This window comes from Eubacterium sp. CAG:156 (assembly GCF_000434315.1).
GTDB lineage: Bacteria > Bacillota > Clostridia > Lachnospirales > Lachnospiraceae > Eubacterium_U > Eubacterium_U album.
Genome location: NZ_FR878131.1, coordinates 1 through 3376 on the forward strand (window position 1 = coordinate 1; position 3376 = coordinate 3376).

Consider the following 3376-nt stretch of genomic DNA (forward strand, 5'->3'; position numbering starts at 1 on the left):
TATCGTTTGCTTATGAAAATTTCTGCCGACTGGGGTTGTGGAAATTCTGTTGTTCTGGATATTTCTACCGACTGGGTTGTGGAAATTTTGTTGCTCTGGATATTTTTGCCGGCTGGATTGTGGAAATTCTGTTGCTCTGGATATTTCTGCCGACTGGGTTGTGGAAATTCTGTTGCTTATAAAAATTTTTGACAGATTGGGTAATTTAATTTATATAGTTTTTTAAAATCGGATATAATTGATTGAATTTTCTATTTTTCATACTTTGATTAAAAAAAATACCGAAAATCTATTAACAATAGACCTTCGGTATTTCACCTTAGTAATTTTTAATTATTTTTTACTATTTTGTCTTAACTCTTTTTGTCTTTGACCATGCTGAATATACTTTGTTTCCATCTACGATTTTGTATGTACGGATTCGAACATTGTATGTTTTCTTTGCTTTTAATTTCTTTACAATATATATATTTGCCTTTTGTTTGTTTACTGATATTGTCTTTTTGTTTTTCTTAAACTTCTTATCAGTTGCTACCTGAATTTCATATCCTTTTACGTTTTTAACTGCTTTCCATTTTAAAGTAATTGATTTCTTTTTGGCAATTGTCTTGCTAATCTTTGTAGCCTTTGGTGTTGAAACTACAGCAGTTGTATTCTGCGGATTTGTTGTTGTTTCAGTTTTGCTTTCCGGCTGCTTTTGTGTTGTCGGATTAGTTACATCTGCTTTTTTTGTTGTTTGTGTAGAATCTGCTTCTTTTGTTGTCTCAGAAGTTGATGCTATAATTCTTGGTAATGTTTTTCCTATTGCAATTATTTTATCACAATCGTTACAATAAGTATCTCCTGTGTATCCTTCCTCTTGTTCTGTTGCATCTTTTTTATTTATAATTGTCGTATTTTTGTGCTCACATTCAGTTGGAATAAAAGTCCCATCATCTGTTTTCGAAGCTTCTGCCGTATTTCCATAAGCACCCATATTAACTCTGCTTCCATTAGGAGCCGGTTCATTTGAATAATCACTTAACGGGTCACCTGCATTTATGCAAGGGCTTGTAACATCATCCGCAATCCACATCGTTCCATTCCATCTTCCGCCTTTAGATTTCAAATGATAATTTCCTTTTTCTATATTTGCAAATAATGGTTCTTCAAATATACATCCTATTCCATAATTATAAGTGTTACCATTCCAGCTATCATTATATATGCATGTATATGTTATATTTGATGTGTCTGTATCGTCATTTAGATTCTTAAATCCTCTCTTGTTTCCGGCTATTATACAATTTTTTATTATCGGAAGTTTTGTCATATATCTGCCTATGCTTACTCCATAATAGCAGTTTGCAATTGTAACATTTTCCAAAACTATTTTTTCAATTAAATCTTCTTCTACACTTAATGATAGACCAATTCCATCATTTTGCTTATTAAAATTATGTATAATACAATTTGAAATTTTGAAAATATTATCTTTTGGTACTTTTGTTCCATAAGCTGATATGCTTAATCCCGTGAAAGAATCATTGTTTTTTCCTTCAAAAATTGTATTTTCTACAGAAATTTTTCCATAAATGTAATCATTATAGCTGTTAAGTGTAACATACATTCCACTTGATTCATTGGTAAATTTACAATCCTTTACTGTAAGTATTTGCGGAATTTCTCCCTCATATCCGGTCTTTTTGCTTATTATGTTTGCCTGCATTTTAACATTATCAAATTCACAATTTTCAAATACGGCTTTTCCATTTAAATAATCCGAAGACGAATTCTGCGTTATGGAAATTTGATTGCTTGCATTTGTTAATCCTCTGTCAGAAGCCCCTACAAATTTAATAGGATTTTCCTTTGTTCCTTTTGCAATCAGCTCTCCATTATACATAATATCTAACGATGCAATTACATAAGGATGTTCTGAAGTCAATATTACTTTTGCATCATTTCCATTGTTATATCCTATAGTACAATTTTTAAAGTAATATTCCAGACCGTCTATTTCTCCTAATGTACATTCCGGAGTTATCATTGAGCCACTAAGTTCAACGTACTTTCCAAATACAGCTGAGTAATCGCATGTATTGTTCGCATAAGTTCTTGTTTTATCAGCATTGACATTTGCTCCAAATTGAACTCGTATAGGTGCACACTTATTCATTTCTGATGATTCATTAGATTGACTTCCGTGGAATACATTTCCCTCTATTACAAAATCACATTGTCCATCAAGATTCAACGCATTTTTTGTTAATGCTCCACCTTCTGTTGTATAAAATTCATTATTTATTATTTCCGCATTTCCTCCCCAGTTAACAGACGGATTGTAAGAACCGGGAATATTGTTTTTAAATGTATTATTTTCTATTTTACATTTTGATTTATCATTATAAAAATACTCATATGCTAAATCCTTTGTATAACCTTCAATTCCCATTGAAAGTGATTTGAACATTGAATTTGATATTTTAATATTTGATTCAACAGTATTTGCATCATAATCTCCATAAAAAAATCCTGCACCTATTTCACTCGGTTGCAAAATATTTTTGCTTACTAACTCTGTACTATCAAATATACAATGGTCTACTGTAAGATTAAACTTCGTATTCTTTGTCCCATGAGATACATCAATTAATCCCTCTGTGAAATCTCTAAACTGTGCTCCACCGTTTATAAAATAACAATATTCAAATGTGTCTGTCACTTCTCCATTATCAGGAAGTGTTATCTCTATTCCATTCCACCCTGCGTGAGTATCAATATTTTTAAAAACAATAGGCTCATCCTGTGTACCTTTTGCTTCTATGCTTCCACCTTCTTCTACTCTAAAAATAGAATATGGTCTATAAACTACATCTGAATTTTCTACTCCGTTAACATTTCCCGTTCCTGTTCCAAATAAAACTGTTGTTCCCGGTTCGATTACAAGTTTACATTTAACATATGGTAATTCAACTATATTTTTTGAACATACAACATATGTTTTATCTTTTGTCCATGTTACAACATTACTTCCATCATCTGAAACTATGTCTCCTGTTACGTATACTAAATTTTCATTAGTTTCAGAATTATCGCTTTGGGCAATTGAAGCGTCACTGTTATTTTCGTATACGGAAATTTTCGTATTTTCTTTAGTTATAACATTATTTGTTTGTTGTGCCATAATATTTTGTGGTAGTAATGATGTTGCCAACATTACACTTAGAATAAGGCTAAAATACTTTCTCATAGGCAGCTCCTTTCTACTACATTTTTTATATTATAATTTTAACATAATATAATCTTGAAGTCTTTATTTAAATTATTATTCAGCAGAAGTTTCCATAGCAAACACGTTGATTTTCCTTTCCCCAGCTGGCAGATATTTTCATAA

The 3376-nt window shown here is 31.2% G+C and carries 2 protein-coding genes; one reads left to right on the plus strand and one right to left on the minus strand.

Annotated elements, in window-relative coordinates:
• On the plus strand, positions 1–192 hold a 192-nt coding region (locus ABMA45_RS01315; RefSeq protein ID WP_348029890.1), incomplete at its 5' end, for a hypothetical protein.
• A gap of 151 nt (positions 193–343) precedes the next feature.
• Here ABMA45_RS01315 and ABMA45_RS01320 read toward each other — a convergent pair.
• Entirely contained in the window at positions 344–3232 is a 2889-nt protein-coding gene (locus ABMA45_RS01320) for a fibronectin type III domain-containing protein (protein WP_022088079.1), read from the minus strand.
• Between the last annotated feature and the right edge of the window lie 144 nt (positions 3233–3376).